Here is a 17,159-nt window from a genome sequence, read left to right as displayed (position 1 = left end):
TGATTAGAAAACAAAATGTAATAGGTAGTAAAACAGAGCAGCTAAAGAAGCTGAAATAGGAAGTGTAATAACCCATGTAATTAACATGCGTTTTGCAGTTCCCCATTTTACCCCTTTCACACGGTGAGAAGCACCAACCCCTAAAATAGAAGAAGAGATAACGTGCGTCGTACTAACCGGTAAGTGAATGAATGTTGCACCGAAAATAACAAGTGATGATGATAAATCGGCAGCTACACCATTTACAGGACGAATTTTCATAATTTGTCCACCGACAGTTTTAATAATTTTCCATCCGCCGACAGAAGTACCAAGCCCCATTGCGATAGCACAAGATAATTGTACCCAGAACGGGATATCGCTAGAAGTATGATAGTTATTAGCCATAAGAGCCATCGTAATGATTCCCATTGCTTTTTGTGCATCATTCGTACCGTGTGTGTAGGCTTGTAATGCTGCAGTGAAAATCTGGAATATACGGAAGTTCTTATTCGTTTTTGTTAAGTTAAAGTTTTTAAATACTACTTTAAAAATACTGTATACGGTATAACCAATAACGAAAGCGATAATCGGTGAAATGATTAAAGCTTCAATAATTTTAATAAATCCTTTAAGATTTAGCGAGCTAATCCCAGCGGCCGCAATTGCTGCACCTGCGATTGAGCCGATAATTGCATGCGAAGAACTACTTGGAATACCGTAGTACCAAGTAATTAAGTTCCAAGCTATCGCCGCAAGCAAAGCAGCTAAAATTACAAGAGAACCATTTTGTAAGGCGAATGGATCAACGATATCTTTTGTAATCGTTTTTGCTACACCTGTAAATGTCATTGCGCCTAAAAAGTTCATAATAGCCGCCATAATAATGGCATGTCTAGGCTTTAGAGCTTTCGTTGAAACAGCCGTTGCAATAGCGTTTGCTGTATCGTGAAATCCATTGATAAAGTCAAAAGCTAAAGCGCAAATGACTACTAAAACGGTTAGTATCAAGAGTGTATCCATGATCAAACTCCTTACGCGTTCTTCATAATAATTGTTTCTAATACGTTTGCAACGCTTTGACAGCTATCAGCTACTTCTTCAAGCTCTTCGTAAATCTCTTTAAATTGAATAATCTTAATCGGATCTTTTTCACGAGAGAATAAGTTCTTAATCGCATGACGGCGAATATCATCACACTGTGATTCATAATCCTTAATCTTAATCGCATTTGTACGAATGTCGACTAATTTTTTGTTAGACATTAATTCAACAGAGTTTGCAATCTCAATCGCACATTGATTAATTGCTTCTACGAATTTAATCATGTATTCATCAGCTTCTGTAATAGAATACATTTCGAACAGACCAGCACTGTGATCTAATCCGTCTAATACATCATCCATACTCATTGCAAGTTGTAGGATGTCCTCACGCTCAATCGGAGTGATAAACGCTTTGTTTAACTCCATAATGATTTCGTGAATAAATGAGTCACCTTTTGACTCATACTCTTTCATGCGCATAGAAAACTCTTTTAAATCGCTAGCATTTTTAATTTTATACTCCACGAAAAACTGCGCGCCTTCTTTTAAATTTTCGGAAACATTCATTAACATTTCAGAAAATTTATCTTTTTTTGATTTAAAGACCATTATTGTTACCCCCACAAAAGTAATATATGTAAAATATATTGGCTAATCAATTCTAACAAAAAACTGTCGTTTTTTAAAACATTTTATCGAAAAGTTTACAAAAACTTAACATAACTCTCGTTGTTCTATTAATAATATTAATATCCAATAGTGAATATCTTACTTGTAGAATGTCCTTTTCTTGCAAAAAGTATGAATGCAAAAGAAAAGCTTTACACTATAGGAATGACTACGTTATTATAATAAATTTAAAAGGCGGTATATTCTTCTTTTTAAAAAGAAGAGTGTAAATAAATGAAGGAAGTGAACGAATGAAATTGAAGAACACTCATTTTAAAAAAATGCTTGAGTGGTTCAATAAGAGGAAGAAACTTCGTAATTCATTAATTGTATTGGGAAGTGTATTCGTTACTCTATTTATTGCTGTAAATATAATAATTTCCATTCAAGACATATCTGAATTAAAACAAGCTGTTCCACAACCGACTTTAATTTATGATGCAAATAATGAGGTCGCAACTAAATTAGCTTCTTCGAAAACAGAAGGCGTTAAAAGAAAAGATATTCCTGATATTATGGTTCAGGCAATTGTTGCAGTAGAAGATAAGGAATTTTTTAACCATCATGGTATTTATTATAGTGGAATTATAAGTGCGGTTTTTAAAAATATTACAGCAGGAGAAGTTGTAGCTGGGGGAAGTACAATTACACAGCAGCTTGCGAAGAATGTATTTCTGACACAAGATCGTACATTTTCTCGTAAAATAAAGGAATACTTTTTAACAAAAAAAATAGAACGTACTTATACAAAAGATGAAATTATTGAAATGTATATGAATCAAATTTATTTTGGGGAAGGTGCTTGGGGGATAAAGAGGGCAGCTAAATCTTATTTTGATAAAGAGGTAAAAGATTTATCAATTTCAGAAGCTGCAACGATTGCGGGATTAATTAAAGCGCCGTCTGCGTATTCGCCTTATAAAAACTTTAATAAATCAATTGAACGACGTAATGTCGTATTAAGTTTAATGAAAGAGCAAGGGTATATTTCTGACGAACAGTATAATAAAGAAAAAGAGTCAGGCCTTGTATTAAAACGTGGGGTTGATGATAAATACAAAGGTAAATACTCCCAATATGTAGACTATATAGTTAGGGAAGCGATGGATAAGTATGAATTAACACAAAATGAAATTTTAGCAGGTGGTTATCGTATTTATACAGAGCTTGACCCGAAAAAGCAACAAGCTGTAGAAGATGTTGTGAATAATGATAGTTATTTCAAAGATAGTGGCTCAGATCAACTTATGCAAACGGGTGTAGTCCTTATAAATCCCAAAACAGGCGGTGTTCCAGCTTTAGTTGGTGGTAGAGGACCATATCAGTTTTTACAATTTAATCATGCTACGCAATTAAAAAGACAACCAGGTTCAACGTTAAAGCCTCTAGCTGTATATGTACCCGCTTTAGAACAAGGGTATGAAGTATACGATATATTAAAGGATGAACCATTTCATATTAAAGAATATGAACCGAAAAATAGTGATCAGGCTTTTCATGGTAATGTGACAATGTATGAAGCGGTAGCAAAGTCGTATAATGTTTCCGCTGTGTGGCTATTAGAACAAATAGGATTAGATAAAGGATTGAAATCTTTAGAGCGATTTGGTATTCCATTAGTACCAGAAGACCGTACGTATCCAATTGCTTTAGGTGGGATGCATGTAGGGACATCACCATTTGTAATGGCCCAAGCATATAGTACATTTGCTAATGATGGGGTTCAAGTAGAGGCTCATGCAATTAGAGAAGTTCAAAATGCTGAAGGAGAAATAATAGGGAAATGGTATAAGAAAGAGACACGAGTGACGAGTGAGAAAATTGCTCAAAAGATGACGTATTTATTAAAAGGTGTTGTAGAAAAGGGAACAGGTGGAAAAGCGAAAGTTACTAATGTTGATACAGCAGGAAAGACAGGGACTACTCAACTTGTAAATGGTCCGAGCGTAGGGGCAAAGGACTCGTGGTTTGTAGGATACACACCAGATTTAGTAGGTGCGATTTGGGTAGGATATGACAAAACAGATAGCGAGCATTATGTTCCAGGTGGTAGTCAAATTACAACGACGATGTTCCGGGATATCATGAAAAAAGCAAATGCAAACCCAGCCCAAAAAGCGTTCCAATTGTCGTTAATATCTGAAGCGGACTATAAAAAACAATTGCAAACAATTGAAGAAGAAAAGCGAAGAAAAGAAGAAGAAAAGAAAAGGCAAGAAGAAGAACAACAAAGGAAAAAAGAACAGCAAGAGTGGTTTAATAAAGTGAAAGAGTGGATTCCATCATTATGGTAAAAAAAGAGGCGAATTTCGTTATTCGCCTCTTTCTCATGTGAAAAATAAAGTTTGCTCATAATTTGTGAGGTAAATGCTACTATTCATTAAGAGTAATGTTCGTACTGCCAAAGGATTGGGAATCGTATGTGATGATTATTGTTCCTTTACTAATCGGTTCGTATAGTAATTCTTCTTCATAACTACCATTATTTTCATTATGGATAGACAGCGTGATTTCATCAATTCCTTTATTTGTATATTGATTTTTAATCGTTTCAGCAATTTGAAGTAGAGTTTCGTAACTAGGAGCTTCCGTAATAAGCATTCCTTTTATAACTTTTTTTTCATTATTTGTGGAATTGGAATAAAGGATGTTGTTTTGTTTCGTATACAAAAGTGTGTATGGAACTGTTTTTCTCTCTGCTTTTGAAATAGTGGAATATTTTAGAGTTAAAAAAAATCCTACACATAAAATAATGCATATCATAAGAGCAATCCAAATGCGTATCGGTGACATAACTCTCATTTTTCATCCCTCTTTCATATCTTTGACTTCATTATTTATCATACAAAATGAGGATTAAGATAGAGTAAATTTGAGGTAAAGAAACGTAAAGAAGGAGCACTTATCCTCCCAAACAAGTGCTCCTTTTTATTAAAAGAGAGATTTAATAGTCAATCAAAATCACATCTATTACTTATAAATGTGCTTAGTCCTCCCAAAATATTTTCGGAAATTGTGGTTAGTAAATTCGGAAGACAGATAGTGTCGCAGTTGTATCGCCCGCAGGTCCTTGTTGAGGCCCTTGAGCACCAGTAGTCCCCGTAGTTCCTCCGCCTAGGCAACCAGATCCATATTGAACTAGAATAGCTTGACCAAGAGTTTGAAGAAGTCTAACAAATTCTGTAAGTTCTGACTTAGGGATGTTAATATGGCTACATGCTCTTACTTCGCAACAATCATTACCATAAAATACTTTTCCTTTATTTTTATTGTTCATCTTTTCATTCTTTTCTTTCATAGAATCATTAGTCATTACTATATATTAAAATGAAATTTATACTAAATTCGTGATGGACAAACTACCATTTCTAAAAAAATAAGAAATTGGCCCACCTAGAAAGAAATAAGTAAGTAAGATATAGAGAAAGGTTTATATAATGTAAAGAAGAAAAGTGCAACATAAAAAACTACATGCTAATTGTTGGGAGTGTTTAACAATTGGCATGTAGTTCGTGGATTAGTCCTTTATTTACATTGATTTAATTTTTCAAGGGTTGTTTTAGGTAAGATTGGAATAGAAATAGTGAAAGTTGTACCGTTTGAAGCACTAGTCATTTTGAGCGTGCCGTTATGATTTTGGATGATTTTTTTTGTTACTGACAAGCCTAGTCCTGTTCCCGAATCCTTCGTTGAGAAGAATGGATCAAAGATATATTCTTGAATAGCTGGAGGAATACCAATTCCATTATCTGTGAAAGTAATCCGAACGAAGTTATCAAGGCGATAACTAGTAATTTGAATAGAAAGAGGTTTGTCGCCTTGAGCATCGACGGCATTTTGAAATAGATTTAAAAACACTTGAACAAGTTCATGTCGATCAATATTGACTAAAATATCATCTAATTCATTAGAGAAGTTATAATCAATTGAAATATTATGCAAGGAAACTTCACTAACTAGTAACTGTTGAATATAGTCACGTAAAAATGTATTAATGGGAAACGGTTCTCTTGTAAATTCCCGTGTTTTTGAAATGGCTAAAAATTTTGTAATAATATTATTTGCACGATCTAATTCAGGGATAAGCAAATTTTTAAATAACTCTTTATTTGATGGAGAAACGCTTTCTTGTAAAAATTGTAAGTATCCTCGTACTGTTGTAAGAGGATTTCGTACTTCGTGTGCAATTCCAGCTGCGATTCGCCCTGCTAACGAAAACTTCTCTGCATCACGTTCTGTATTTAAATAATGAAAGACACTAATAACTCTAAAAATCTCCCCGTTATAATCACGAATAATTCGGTTATTTATAATGCCATAGTTTTTGTCTAAAACTTCTTCATTATATATTTCTGTTCCCGTTTTTAATGTTTCAATCGCTTTAATTTTTTCTTCCGGCAAGTTTAGTAATTGTTGAATCGGTTTTCCGATAATATCATTTCGTATTACACCGAAATCATCTGCAGCAACTTGATTACATAAAGTAATATTCCCTTTACTATCGACAAAGGTTACATGATGTGAAAAGGCATCAAAAATATGTACAAAGTGTTTTTCGAGTTGTTCAAATAAAAATAATGAATCACAAGTAAGTTGAAAATGAGCCTCTTTATTTTCTTTTGGTATTTCTTGAATGGAATGGGTTGTTCTAGTTTTCTTTATTCGTAAACCAATATGTGGATTTTTGTATGTGAAATGATGTGGTAATTGATTCACAAGTTCTTCATAAAAACGTACTTTATTTTCTAGTTCTTCAATTCGTTTTTCATGAGATACAGTAGCATCGTTTGGAAGCATAAATAAATAACCCCTCATTTTAAAAATTCTTCCATATAGTATATCATATTTTTATAAGGATACTCTTAAAGAAAAGGCTACATGATGCAAAGTGTTTGGAAAGTGAATAGAAGATGAAGTTAAAAAGGGAGGGGTATATGTGCTGTTTATTGGAGTGACAGGATGGGGAGATCATGATTCTTTATACATAAATCCCTATGAAAATAGAAATAAATTACGAACATACAGCGAGTATTTTCCTATAGTAGAAGTGGATAGCTCATTTTATGCGATGCAACCTGCACGAAACTATACAAAATGGGCAATGGAAACACCGAAAGATTTTTCTTTTATCGTAAAAGCATATCAAGGAATGACAGGACATATGAAAGGTGAAATTCCTTTTTCTACGTTCGATGAGATGTTTGATGTATATAAACAATCTATTCTTCCTTTAATTGAAGCTGGTAAATTAAAAACGATTTTATTTCAATATCCACCATGGTTTGATTGTAAAAAGAAAAATGTAGATTTTCTCCGATATACAAAAGAAAAAATGGAAGGTTTGCCGTGTGCGATAGAATTTCGAAATCAAACATGGTTTTATCCAGAAATGAGAGATAAGACGTTACAGTTTCTAGAACAGGAGAAATGGGTTCATACAATTTGTGATGAACCACAGGCTGGGATAGGTTCTGTGCCACTCGTGTTAGAGGTTACGAATTCAGACATGGCATTAATACGTTTTCACGGTCGAAATGTTCATGGTTGGCTTGATAAAGGGGAAAATTGGAGAGCGGTTCGCTGTTTATATCGCTACAACAATAAAGAACTGGAAGAATGGGTTGAACGACTAGAGCAATTAAAAAAGAAAACAAAGGATATATACGTACTGTTTAACAACAATTCAGGTGGGGATGCAGCAGATAATGCGAAACAGCTTATGAAAATGATGAACATTACATATGGTGAGCCGAAGCCGGAGCAATTAAATTTTTTTGAATGATAATAAACAAGAAAGGCACTGTACAAACAGGGGGAATGTACAGTGCCTTTCTATATGAAAAAGAGGGGTAACAATGTTACTGAGCGTTTGGTTGATTCATCAATTGTTGGCTTCATAATAAATGATAATGGTTATCATTATCATTGTCAATGGTTTTTCTAAAAATATATTAAAAACTTTGTATATTTTAAAGAGAGATAAAAAAAGAACAGCATTAATGCTGTTCTTTTCCGTTGACGAATTGTTGTAAATCAAAAGGAGTTATCGCTTGGATAAATTCTTTTGAGATAAGTGTTTGAACGAGAGTGCTCTCAGAGATAGAAGCACCTGTTTTCTTTTCATAAGCTTGTTTTAATAAATCAAGTTTTTCAGCCGTTTCTTTTGGTAATTCAATTGTAAGTGTGTTCATAATTTCTCCCCCTTATTATTAGAGTACCACTACAGTATAGGAGAGACAAGAAAAGAGAATATGAAATATAAAAAAGGTTACCAAATTTTCAAATGGTAACCTTTTTTATGTATAAGAGTTATTAAGCAATACCGATATACTTTAAAGTTTTTGATGGAGTACTGTGATCAAAGAAGTGTTGTAAAAACGCAATATCAACACCTGATTTGTATGCACAATAACCCCAAGTTTTTCGAAGTGTATGTGAGCTAATCCCTTCTAATCCAACTTCTTTTGCAGCTTTGTTTAAAATGTACCATGCATGTTGTCTCGTAATAGATTTTGTTCCTTTTTGAGATTTTAGCAATGGTTCATTACGTTTCCAAGTTTTACGTTCTTTCATGTAGTCTTCGATTGCGTGCTGTAAGTCTTCATTTACAGCAAACCATTTATGTTTCTTCACTTTTTCATTGTAAAATAAAATGGAATGGCGAACATTTTCATTTTCATCGATTACATCACTAACTTTTAATTGTAAGATTTCACTTACTTTTAAGCCAGAATTTACAGCTAATACGAATAATAAGCCATCACGTTTCGAAGATTGTAAAAGTATATTTTTGATAGTTTCTAATTGTTTTTCATTTTGAATAGGTTGTCCTGCTTGTTTCATTTCACGCACTCTCCTCTTTTATATGTGTAAAGGAAAGGATTAACTTGTTTCTTACTATAAAGGGAGAGTGTGAATTTCATGTGAACTCCTAGTGAAATTAAGACAAATTATTTGACTTCTTTTACTTTTTGTAAATTGAAATAGAATACAACACTGTTACTCGTATTATACACACCATACTCGGCATGATGGAGGTCTAAAATGTTTTTTACAATAGATAATCCGAGACCGGTACCTCCAGTGTGACGGCTACGTGATGCATCTAGACGATAGAAGCGATCCCAAATTTTTTCAAGACTTTCTTCAGGGATAGGGTTTCCTGTATTCTCGATTTCGACTTTTACGGTATCTTCTGCTTCTATAATGGAGACTTGTATTTTTTCTCCCTCTGGCGTATAACGGATTGCATTACTTAGTAAGTTCACAACTACTTGCTCAATGCGACTGCGATTTGCTTTAACAAGTATAGAAGGGTCTGCATCGATGTTCACTTGTAAATGTTTTTCTTCCATGCTAAATAATAATTTTGTGTAGACTTGTTGCGTTAATTCACCGATTGAGAACGTCGTCATATCTAGTTTGTAAGTACCAGATTCCAACTTTGCTAATTCTAACATTTCAACAATCAGCCTGTTCATATTTTCTGTTTCTTCTAAAATAACATCAGTATAATACGAAGTATCCTTACTAACACCATCTTTAATTCCTTCTGCAAAACTTCTAATTACACTTAGCGGTGTTTTTAATTCGTGTGATACGCCAGAAATGAATTCTTTTCTTGTTTTTTCTAATTGACGTTCACGTTCAATATCTTGTTGTAACTTTGTATTAGCAACATTTAATCGATCGATGCGATCTTTTAAATTTACAGATAATGTATTGATACTGCCAGAAAGCCCGCCAATTTCATCGTCAGCTGTAACAGGTAATTTCTCGCTGAAATCAAAATTAGCCATTTTTTTTGTAACACGATTTATTTTAATTAATGGCTTAACAATGATTTTTGAGTAGTAGAAGGATAACAAAATAATTACGAGAAACACGATGATTAAGGCATAGACATAATAATCTTTTAAAACGAGCATCGCTTCATTAACAGGCTGCAAAGATGCTATCGCAAAAGCGTATTCTGTAATCCTTCCATTTTCTATAATCGGTTTTACAAAGATACTATTTTTTATATTTTCTCCACCATCTAATATGAAAGTACTTAATTGGTTCGAGTTAGAAGTTCCCTCTCTAATCATATCTGCAAAATATTGAACGGCTTGTAATGTTTCAATATCATTTGCAAGACGAACCTCCGCTTTGGATGGGAGCTGTAACTTAGTTATAACACCTGTAAAGACGATTCGAGTTGTAGATTTGTATCGGCTTGCAAGTCTGTTCTTAGAAGGGTTACCATTAATTGACTGAAAATCCGAATAGAAATGTTCGTTCTGCCATTGATTATAATTCGTTCCTAATTTTTGTGGTGTGATTATATTATTCTCTTGTACGACTCCATCAACATTGATTATTACATCTTTTTTTAAACCTAAATTTTCGAATTTATTATATTCTTCTGGTGTTAAAAGATTATTGAGTGGAATGGAATACTGTTTATTATTGTTGGGATTAAATACATCGATATAGTAATTGTTATCACTTTTAATAATACCGTTAGAATCCAAAAACTGCATATCGGCATTTGTTTTATCATGAAATTCTTGTTTTAGTTTTCTAACCTGCTCATAACTTTTATCACTTTTATCATAATTATCTACGAATTTTTCAAAAGCAGTTTGGACTGTTTTTACTTTCTTATTAATATAAAATTTCTCTAAAAATAGAGATTGTCCTAGGAAAAAAAGTAGGAATATGATTGTAAATAAAGTGGATGTTAATAAAAATAGTTTAAAGACGATACTTCTGTTTTTCACTGCGTCACCTCTTATGAGAAATACTGTAAATGATTTCTTTATCCCGCTTTAACGGGCAATAAGACTCCCACTTCAAAATTCGGCGAATACAAGGGAGTTAGGCGGGAGATCAATTGCCCGTAAAATCCGATTGGTTCAACTAATAATCAGTGGGGGATGGAAAAAACCTCCACTGATTAAAGTTTCACTTCATTATAACAAACGTTACAAGAAAGTAGAGGGGAGAAATCTGTCTCTTTATAAAGTAGTTATTTATAAAAAGTCACATAAAAAGAACTCGCCAGACGTATGACAAGTTCTTTAGTGTATTATTGTTGAATTGCTGCATCTAAAGCGATTTCAATCATTTCGTTAAATGTAGTTTGACGCTCTTCAGATGTTGTTTCTTCGCCAGTGAAGATGTGATCGCTAACTGTTAATACAGATAATGCATTTACACCGTATTTCGCTGCTAATGTGTAAAGAGCAGTTGTTTCCATTTCTACTGCTAATACACCGTAATCTCCAAGTTTTTTAACCATGTCCATGCTTTCACGATAAAACACATCTGCTGTTAAAACGTTACCGACACGAACGTGTAATCCTTTTTCAGTTCCAGCATCATAAGCTTTCTTTAAAAGGTCAAAGTTTGCAGTTGGTGCAAAATCAAATCCTGGGAATGTTAAACGGTTCATATTAGAATCAGTACAAGCCGTCATTGCGATAATAACATCACGAACTTTTACATCTTTTTGAATTGCACCGCAAGTTCCAACGCGAATTAAATTTTTAACTCCGTAGCTTTGGATTAATTCGTTTACATAAATAGAAATAGAAGGAACACCCATACCTGTACCTTGAACAGATACACGTTTTCCTTTATAAGTTCCAGTGAAACCTAACATACCACGCACATTATTATAGCAAGTAACGTCCTCTAGAAATGTTTCAGCGATATATTTTGCACGTAATGGATCACCAGGTAATAGAATAGATTCAGCGATTTCGCCTTGTTTTGCTTCGATATGTACACTCATAAAAAAGTCCTCCTTATAATGTATTGATAGAAATCAATATCATTTGCATTATACACTACGAATCCTTTCAATTAAAATCTTTTTATTATTTGTAATATGTGCAAAATAGGAGGATTTCATAAATCATAATCTAGAATATATATCTTAAGAAGTTTTGTATGAATAGAGACAATAAAAATGGTAGGTGATGTTTTGAAAAATCTTGTCATTGGGCTTATTGCGTTAGTACTTATTGTGGCAGGAGGATTTTACATAAAAAAATATCAAGAAAACGAAGAGACTGTAGGAGATGTTCAGGAAGTAAAGTGGGATGTTTCAAATGGAAAGGGAAATGAGAAAGTAGATATTGTATTTCAGTTGTTAAACAACAAGAATAATGAAATTCGTGGTGTAAATGATCAAATGCGGGCAGTGATTGTAGATGGACAGTTAAAAAACATACAACAAATTAAACCCACATTTGCAGGGAACGGGTCATATAAGTTATCTTCCAAAATAGCGAAAGACGAAGAATATACAATATTTTTATACGAAGACAAAAATAAGTCCGTAGAGTCATTCGCTAAGAAAGATTTTGGTAGAACGAAAGAGGAGAACAATAAGAAAAAAGTGAAATTTCCAATCGACAGTGTACTTACAAAAAAAATAGGAGAGTATGAAGTTTCTCTTTTATTTGGCGCATTACATCCGAATGAACCAGTTACGTTAACATTTCAGTTTCAAGCGAAAAAGGGTGAAAAATTGAAATTGCATTCAGAGAGAGGAGAAGTAGAGTCACTCTATATAGTGGATGAAACGAAGGAGAATTTTTTATACGCTATGCCTGTAGATACGGATGAGCAATTACAATACCGAATTACATTTCCTGCCGAGGGCACGTATAAAATGTGGGGGAATTTCTATATAAATGGTAAGAAGTATGAAAAAGAATTTATTGTACAAGTTCAAAAAAGAAAAAACAGCTAAGAATTTAGCTGTTTTTTCTTTTTCCTATTAATTTTGTTACAGAGAGCATTGTAATTGGTAAAGAATGATTCTTCCTAAATGCTAAATATTTACCGCTCCATGCTGGTTTATATTTTTCTTTAAAATGTCGTAATCCGCTGAAACTATACGTATAACGAACGTTATTAAAGATTGCAGCAGCCACTCGTTCAGACCAGAAAGACTGTGTGGATAAACCAACATTTGAAAGTGGTGCCATACCGATATTAAAGGAGTGGTATTCATTTTCTTTTGCCCACTGGAATAAGTGGATGAAAATTGCGTCCATAATGCCGCTAGGCGCATCTGGATAATATCGCATTAAATCGACAGATAATGATCCGTTTTGATATACAGGCATGAATGTTGTGAATGCAATAATTTTTCCATCCGCATCAGATAATGTTGCGATAGGAGCGCGACTAATATATTCACGATCGAAGTATCCGAGTGAAAAACCTTTCTCTTTTTTTCCACCAAGCCATGCATCTGAAACTTTTCTTAACTCTTCATATAATTCGTCGGAGAAAGGTGGCTCATGAATAGAGAATGTATAGCCTTCTCTTTCAAAACGGTTGAAAGTAGCTCGCATGCCAGCGCGTTTCTTTCCTGTTATTGTAAAGGTATTTAAATCAACAACAGCTTCTTCACCAAGCTTAAAGAAGTTATAACCAAAATCGTGGTATAAACTCATCCATTTACTTTCAATTTGATAGAATACACAAATGTATCCAAATCGATCAGCCTCAGCTAAAAACTCTTGCAATACAGTACGATAGGAGGAAGGGTCCCCAATTGGATCACCTAGTACAATAAGCCGTTTTCCAGTTATTGAGAAGAGAATGAGTGCTTTTCCATCACTACTGAAAAAGAACTGTTTATCTCCTAAAAAACCTAAATGACTAAGCACATTTCCACCATGTTCATCTAAGAAGTTTTGTAATCGTTTATCATTAGCTGGTTGCCCAGGAAATTCATTTCGATAACGATTTGCAATGAGTGAACCAATTAGTAAAAAAGTAGGAACAAAAAAGGCAGCTGCTAATGCACTTCGTTTTACTTGTGTAATATTACGAACGACAAAATCAGGTTTGAAAGCTTCTTTTGCACCTGCAAATAAAATACCTAAGTTTTTATATAAATATAACGTTACAAGTAGGAATATAAAAACTTTTACGATATCGGAAAGTGAGACTTCCATTTTCTCACGTACAAACCTTTTACGAAGCATATACAATACAGCGAGTACGATTAATAAAATAAAAGTTTCTTCAACATCAATTCCTTTTAGTGTGTTAAAAATAGCCGCTCCAATTAAAGAAACAATCGTCATATAATAAGAACGTTTTGTTCCGTAATATATCCCCCGCGAAAGAATGAGGAGGAGAATACCGAATGTTAGGGATAAGCTAAAAGAAAATTGAATAAGATGTTTTGGAGCTAGAATATGTAAGGCGTGTGCCCGATTTATACTTGTCGGTAGAATGGTTGATAAAATAACCATTAAGCCAGCAAATACTGTTAAAGCAGCAGATGCCCAAGAACCTAACTTTCCTAGAAAGTCACGCTGCAAAGTCCATATAACACCAGTTGTCTCTAATGCAGGCGCAATAAAAGGTTTATCTTCAAACTTTTTAATGGCTACTCCTGTCATTTCAAAAGCTGCAAAAATGAGACCAAGGCAGAAGGGCAAGATGTAATAGACGAGACGATATAATAACATAGCAGGGAGTAAAACACCTGTATCGATGCCGTATTGCCCAAGCCCAGTTAAGAAGACAAGATCAAATGATCCAAGGCCACCAGGAACAAGGCTAACGACACCAGCTAAAGCAGCAATAACATATACGCCTAAAAACTTTTGGAATTCGATTTCAATGCCAAATAATAGTAATATGACGTACATAACAATACCAGCAGATACCCATTCGACTAATGAAACTAATGAGTATAAAACAGTTGGGTTTTTCTCCTCTTCTTCTTGTTCCTCTGTTTGCGTCGCTTTTCTATTTTTTAATTTAGAAAATCCGATATATATAGGGACGAAAAGAGCGAAGAAGATAAGAACAGGCCATAGCCATGGTTTTTCATGCAAAATAAATCTCGTGTCTAATATTCCGATAAGACCAAGAAATGAAAGAATGGCTAATCCATTAATAAAGGCAGTTGTCATCCAAGCGATACTTTTAATAAGTTTTCCATTTTCTTTTATATATGGACGATAAAGCATTGTGCGTACGCCGGCTCCAACAAGACCACCAAACCCGATAAATCCATTTAAAGTATTAGCAATCCACGAGATACGGAAAATCTTTTGGACAGGAATATCAGCTTTTAAGTAACGAAGCATAACATAGTCATAAAAGAACATTGTTGATACAGCGAATGCACCAAGTGTAATTGCTAAAAAGACTCCTCCAGTTGGAATGTTTTTAATTGTATCAATCGCTTCTAAAAAAGAAATGCCCGCTAATTCTTTTTTTGCTTGAAAGAATACAATTGTTAATACAACAAATGGGAAGATAATTTTCCCGATTTGTAAGAAACGTTTCCATGAAAACGACATAAATACAACTCTCCTTGTATAAGAAAACTGAGACAATAATATTATTATGACAAACTTCAAGAAAAATAAAAAGGTAATTTCCTGTATAGGGGAGCTATTTTTTATATAGGTATATTTAAAAGAATATTTCGTTTATCAGAAAATTAAGTTAGAATAAGGTGAAAGAAGGGTGAGGGGGGAGTATATGATTATAAAAGGTTACGTAGGATATGAGTTAGAAAAAGAGAAACCTAATACATCAGAGGATTTTTTTAACAGATCTGAAGTGACATATATATTAAATGGTAAAGAGAAAACTTTTTCGGTTTTATACGTTCGATATTTTGAAGAAGTTTTACAAGAAATTACTCCTTTTGAAGGAAATCCAGTGTATAAAGTAGAAGAACAAAACATATATTTGCGCGATATTGTAGCGATATGTTGTTTAATGAAAGATAAGGAGCTTCGTGCGCAAAAACGTTTGTATTTAAATAATATGGAAGAATTTCAACAATATTTTGATGAGGGAACGGTGTCGAAAGTACAAGAAATATTGGCTGAATTACATAAAAATAAAAGAGTAGAAATAGCGTGAAATGGCAAAGGAGAGAGAAAAAATGTCTAATTTGATGGTTGAAAATCAAACAGAACAAGTTTCTATATTTTTAGAAGATGCTATTAATTTGATAACCAATTATGTAAATTATCATACGTTACCTTCTTTATTAGAGGAAACACCAGCAGGGAATGAGCGATATTATAAAGGGTTATTAGCATCAATGAGACGACTTCTCGTTTTTTGCGAAGAAGGACAGGATGCATGTTTTGTTTTGTTGAATAGCCAGCCATTTCGAAAAACAGCAGCTGAAAAAATTTTATATAAGATTTACCATCAAGTAATTGCAGAGTTTTTTTCACCGAAGAGTGATCATTGGTATGAAAATAGTCGGTCTGCATATACAGGGAAAAATTCTATCGTTTTTCAACAAACACCACCTGCATCTTTAGAGCAAGTGATGAAGAGTTTAGAAGGTAAATTTCAATTGATGCGTGAAGAACTAGAATATTATGAGACGGATTATCAGACAAAGATGTTACACAAATATTGATTGAGGAAAAGAAGCTAAGGTGACTTAGCTTCTTTTCCTTTTGTACAGTTATATAAGGGATTTTCATTGAATATAGTTAAGTGGATAGCATTAGGGAGGTGCAACATGAATCAGCAAGGTGTATTTACAGATTACTTTCATGAAGTAGAAAATTGGTGTGAAAGTGTTCTTCACGTATTAGATAGTCGCGCAATGGAAGTGTATGATGTCCATATGCTTGCTTATAAAATTCAGACGTTATTAGAGCGTATGAAAGAGCATGAGTATGAAACAGATGCAGAGTTTATGTATGAAATAAGCGATGATGTAGAACATATTCAGCATCACTTGCAGGAAGTATTTATGCAAGAAGAAGAGGAATATGAATTATATGAAAGAGGGGATAGTGAACGAGCTGTCCCAATTGGAGGACATACACTCCCGCCATTACCTTATCCGTATAATGCATTAGAACCGTATATTTCTAAAGAAATTATGATGTTACATCATGATAAACATCATCGGAGTTACGTGGAAGGATTAAATAAAGCAGAGAAGATGATGGAAGAAGCGAGAAAAACAAATAAATTTGATTTAATTAAGCATTGGGAAAGGGAAGCGGCTTTTCATGGGTCAGGTCATTACTTACACACGATATTTTGGAATAACATGAAAAAAGACGGTGGTGGAAGTCCAAGAGGAACTTTTTCACAACAAATTGAACAAGATTTTGGGAGCTTTTTACGTTTCCAAAAACATTTTACAGAAGCAGCCTCTAAAGTAGAAGGTTCAGGCTGGGCAATTCTCGTTTGGGTACCCCGGTCTGGAAGGTTAGAAATTTTGCAAAGTACACTTCATCAATTATTTACACAATGGGATACGATACCGCTCCTTGTACTAGATGTCTGGGAACATGCGTATTATTTACAATACCAAAATCGAAAAGATGAATATATTAAAAACTGGTGGAATGTTGTAAATTGGCCTGATGTAGAAAAAAGGTTTGAAACTGCGAAACAAATTGAATGGACACCATATTAGACGCAAATTCTCTGCGTCTTTTTTAA

At 33.8% G+C, this 17,159-nt stretch carries 16 protein-coding genes; 6 read left to right on the top strand and 10 right to left on the bottom strand.

Annotated elements, in window-relative coordinates; translation table 11 throughout:
- Nucleotides 1-3: 3 nt before the first annotated feature.
- On the bottom strand, nt 4-1,002 hold the full coding sequence (locus tag M1D66_RS19625; RefSeq protein WP_000380273.1) for an inorganic phosphate transporter: 999 nt from the start codon (nt 1,000-1,002) through the stop codon (nt 4-6).
- 11 nt (nt 1,003-1,013) lie between these two features.
- Nucleotides 1,014-1,634, bottom strand: a complete 621-nt coding sequence (locus M1D66_RS19620) for a DUF47 domain-containing protein (RefSeq protein WP_000231449.1) — start codon at nt 1,632-1,634, stop codon at nt 1,014-1,016.
- 311 nt (nt 1,635-1,945) lie between these two features.
- On the opposite strand from M1D66_RS19620, the gene M1D66_RS19615 reads away from it, so the two are divergent.
- The gene (locus M1D66_RS19615; RefSeq protein WP_086385526.1) at nt 1,946-3,988 is read left to right on the top strand and encodes a transglycosylase domain-containing protein; all 2,043 of its coding nucleotides are present in this window, start codon (nt 1,946-1,948) and stop codon (nt 3,986-3,988) included.
- A gap of 79 nt (nt 3,989-4,067) precedes the next feature.
- Here the strand turns inward: M1D66_RS19615 and M1D66_RS19610 are convergent, their stop codons facing one another.
- The 3 genes from M1D66_RS19610 to M1D66_RS19600 all read right to left on the bottom strand — a co-directional run bounded on the left by M1D66_RS19610 (nt 4,068) and on the right by M1D66_RS19600 (nt 6,491).
- On the bottom strand, nt 4,068-4,496 hold the full coding sequence (locus M1D66_RS19610) for a hypothetical protein (RefSeq protein ID WP_006915455.1): 429 nt from the start codon (nt 4,494-4,496) through the stop codon (nt 4,068-4,070).
- Nucleotides 4,497-4,713: 217 nt separating this feature from the next.
- Complete coding sequence (locus tag M1D66_RS19605; protein ID WP_002182597.1) at nt 4,714-4,992, bottom strand: hypothetical protein; 279 nt, start codon at nt 4,990-4,992, stop codon at nt 4,714-4,716.
- 227 nt (nt 4,993-5,219) lie between these two features.
- Nucleotides 5,220-6,491: an ATP-binding protein gene (locus tag M1D66_RS19600; RefSeq protein ID WP_000937247.1), complete on the bottom strand. Its 1,272-nt coding sequence runs from the start codon at nt 6,489-6,491 to the stop codon at nt 5,220-5,222.
- A gap of 139 nt (nt 6,492-6,630) precedes the next feature.
- Here M1D66_RS19600 and M1D66_RS19595 point away from each other — a divergent pair, with 139 nt between their 5' ends.
- Entirely contained in the window at nt 6,631-7,476 is an 846-nt protein-coding gene (locus M1D66_RS19595; protein WP_000897359.1) for a DUF72 domain-containing protein, read from the top strand.
- A 214-nt stretch (nt 7,477-7,690) separates the two neighbouring features.
- On the opposite strand, the gene M1D66_RS19590 is transcribed toward M1D66_RS19595, so the two are convergent.
- From M1D66_RS19590 to deoD, 4 genes are all read right to left on the bottom strand, one after another.
- Nucleotides 7,691-7,885: a DUF3924 domain-containing protein gene (locus M1D66_RS19590; RefSeq protein WP_001094860.1), complete on the bottom strand. Its 195-nt coding sequence runs from the start codon at nt 7,883-7,885 to the stop codon at nt 7,691-7,693.
- Between the two features lie 121 nt (nt 7,886-8,006).
- Nucleotides 8,007-8,537 (bottom strand): tyrosine-type recombinase/integrase, encoded by a 531-nt coding sequence (locus tag M1D66_RS19585; RefSeq protein ID WP_000806236.1) that lies wholly within the window; start codon nt 8,535-8,537, stop codon nt 8,007-8,009.
- 107 nt (nt 8,538-8,644) lie between these two features.
- The gene (locus M1D66_RS19580) at nt 8,645-10,459 is read right to left on the bottom strand and encodes a sensor histidine kinase (protein ID WP_242554704.1); all 1,815 of its coding nucleotides are present in this window, start codon (nt 10,457-10,459) and stop codon (nt 8,645-8,647) included.
- Between the two features lie 308 nt (nt 10,460-10,767).
- Entirely contained in the window at nt 10,768-11,475 is a 708-nt protein-coding gene (deoD, locus tag M1D66_RS19575) for a purine-nucleoside phosphorylase (RefSeq protein ID WP_000110709.1), read from the bottom strand.
- Nucleotides 11,476-11,652: 177 nt separating this feature from the next.
- On the opposite strand from deoD, the gene M1D66_RS19570 reads away from it, so the two are divergent.
- Nucleotides 11,653-12,441: a hypothetical protein gene (locus M1D66_RS19570; RefSeq protein ID WP_000232606.1), complete on the top strand. Its 789-nt coding sequence runs from the start codon at nt 11,653-11,655 to the stop codon at nt 12,439-12,441.
- Between the two features lie 4 nt (nt 12,442-12,445).
- Here M1D66_RS19570 and mprF read toward each other — a convergent pair whose 3' ends face one another.
- Entirely contained in the window at nt 12,446-15,025 is a 2,580-nt protein-coding gene (mprF, locus tag M1D66_RS19565; protein ID WP_000010848.1) for a bifunctional lysylphosphatidylglycerol flippase/synthetase MprF, read from the bottom strand.
- Nucleotides 15,026-15,209: 184 nt separating this feature from the next.
- On the opposite strand from mprF, the gene M1D66_RS19560 reads away from it, so the two are divergent.
- The 3 genes from M1D66_RS19560 (at nt 15,210) to M1D66_RS19550 (ending at nt 17,133) form a co-directional block, all read left to right on the top strand.
- Nucleotides 15,210-15,599 carry a hypothetical protein gene (locus tag M1D66_RS19560; RefSeq protein ID WP_000584367.1) on the top strand — a complete coding sequence of 130 codons (390 nt, stop codon included), beginning with the start codon at nt 15,210-15,212 and terminating at the stop codon, nt 15,597-15,599.
- Between the two features lie 22 nt (nt 15,600-15,621).
- Nucleotides 15,622-16,113 carry a YpuI family protein gene (locus M1D66_RS19555; protein ID WP_000067557.1) on the top strand — a complete coding sequence of 164 codons (492 nt, stop codon included), beginning with the start codon at nt 15,622-15,624 and terminating at the stop codon, nt 16,111-16,113.
- A 105-nt stretch (nt 16,114-16,218) separates the two neighbouring features.
- Complete coding sequence (locus tag M1D66_RS19550; protein WP_001075741.1) at nt 16,219-17,133, top strand: superoxide dismutase; 915 nt, start codon at nt 16,219-16,221, stop codon at nt 17,131-17,133.
- The last annotated feature ends 26 nt before the right edge of the window (nt 17,134-17,159 follow it).

Source organism: Bacillus sp. PK6-16, assembly GCF_056530295.1.
This window is presented reverse-complemented; position numbering and strand designations above follow the sequence as displayed.

What these genes read in the sequence shown, in the direction of transcription:
- M1D66_RS19615 (WP_086385526.1), top strand. Translation starts at nt 1,946, where the DNA reads ATGAAATTGAAGAACACTCATTTTAAAAAAATGCTTGAGTGGTTCAAT.
- M1D66_RS19550 (WP_001075741.1), top strand. Translation starts at nt 16,219, where the DNA reads ATGAATCAGCAAGGTGTATTTACAGATTACTTTCATGAAGTAGAAAAT.
- M1D66_RS19620 (WP_000231449.1), bottom strand. Translation starts at nt 1,634, where the DNA reads ATGGTCTTTAAATCAAAAAAAGATAAATTTTCTGAAATGTTAATGAAT.
- M1D66_RS19605 (WP_002182597.1), bottom strand. Translation starts at nt 4,992, where the DNA reads ATGAAAGAAAAGAATGAAAAGATGAACAATAAAAATAAAGGAAAAGTA.
- M1D66_RS19610 (WP_006915455.1), bottom strand. Translation starts at nt 4,496, where the DNA reads ATGAGAGTTATGTCACCGATACGCATTTGGATTGCTCTTATGATATGC.
- M1D66_RS19590 (WP_001094860.1), bottom strand. Translation starts at nt 7,885, where the DNA reads ATGAACACACTTACAATTGAATTACCAAAAGAAACGGCTGAAAAACTT.
- M1D66_RS19570 (WP_000232606.1), top strand. Translation starts at nt 11,653, where the DNA reads ATGGTAGGTGATGTTTTGAAAAATCTTGTCATTGGGCTTATTGCGTTA.
- M1D66_RS19560 (WP_000584367.1), top strand. Translation starts at nt 15,210, where the DNA reads ATGATTATAAAAGGTTACGTAGGATATGAGTTAGAAAAAGAGAAACCT.
- mprF (WP_000010848.1), bottom strand. Translation starts at nt 15,025, where the DNA reads ATGTCGTTTTCATGGAAACGTTTCTTACAAATCGGGAAAATTATCTTC.
- deoD (WP_000110709.1), bottom strand. Translation starts at nt 11,475, where the DNA reads ATGAGTGTACATATCGAAGCAAAACAAGGCGAAATCGCTGAATCTATT.
- M1D66_RS19555 (WP_000067557.1), top strand. Translation starts at nt 15,622, where the DNA reads ATGTCTAATTTGATGGTTGAAAATCAAACAGAACAAGTTTCTATATTT.
- M1D66_RS19625 (WP_000380273.1), bottom strand. Translation starts at nt 1,002, where the DNA reads ATGGATACACTCTTGATACTAACCGTTTTAGTAGTCATTTGCGCTTTA.
- M1D66_RS19600 (WP_000937247.1), bottom strand. Translation starts at nt 6,491, where the DNA reads ATGCTTCCAAACGATGCTACTGTATCTCATGAAAAACGAATTGAAGAA.
- M1D66_RS19585 (WP_000806236.1), bottom strand. Translation starts at nt 8,537, where the DNA reads ATGAAACAAGCAGGACAACCTATTCAAAATGAAAAACAATTAGAAACT.